General features: G+C 37.4%; 1 protein-coding gene. It reads left to right on the top strand.

What is annotated here, in order from left to right; genetic code table 11:
• On the top strand, positions 1-948 hold a 948-nt coding region (gene ltrA / locus DXX99_RS10975; protein WP_115793506.1), incomplete at both ends, for a group II intron reverse transcriptase/maturase.

Below are 948 nucleotides of genomic sequence, written 5' to 3'. Positions count from 1 at the left end.
GAAGTAGATGAACTTCTACCGTATCTCAAAGAAAACTGGCCAACCATAAAACAACAACTGCTGGAGGGGAAATACAAACCACAACCAGTGCGAAGAGTAGAAATTCCCAAACCAGATGGAGGAGTAAGACTACTAGGAATACCTACAGCACTAGATAGACTAATACAACAAGCAATAGCCCAAATACTGAATAAAGTCTACAACCATACATTTTCAGATAGCAGTTATGGATTCAGACCAGGACGCAGTGCAAAAGACGCAATAAAAGCCGCAGAAGCATACATAAATGAAGGATACACATGGGTTGTAGATATGGACTTAGAAAAGTTCTTTGACAGAGTAAACCACGACATAATAATGTCCAAACTAGAAAAGCGGATAGGGGACAAAAGAGTACTAAAGTTAATACGAAGATACCTAGAATCAGGAGTAATGATAAACGGAATCAAAATATCAACAGAAGAAGGGACACCCCAAGGAGGGCCATTAAGTCCCCTATTAGCAAACATAATGTTGGACGAACTAGACAAAGAACTTGAAAGGAGAGGGCACAAATTCTGCCGATATGCAGATGACTGCAACATATATGTAAAAAGCAGGTCTGCAGGAAACAGAGTAATGAAGAGCATAAAGAAATTCATAGAAAGCAAATTAAAACTAAAAGTCAACGAAGCAAAAAGTGCTGTAGATAGACCATGGAGAAGAAAATTTCTTGGATTTTCATTCTACACAAAAGAAAACGAAGTAAGAATAAGAATCCATGAAAAATCCATCAAAAGGTTTAAGGAAAAAGTAAGAGAAATAACCAATCGGAACAAGGGAATAAGCATGGAAAACAGAATAAAAAGACTAAATCAAATAACAACAGGATGGGTCAACTATTTTGGATTAGCAGACGCGAAAAGCATAATGAAAACCCTTGACGAATGGATAAGGCGAAGACTAAGG

Source organism: Ammonifex thiophilus, from assembly GCF_003368535.1.
Taxonomy (GTDB): Bacteria; Bacillota; Desulfotomaculia; order Desulfotomaculales; family Ammonificaceae; genus Ammonifex; species Ammonifex thiophilus.
This window is presented reverse-complemented; position numbering and strand designations above follow the sequence as displayed.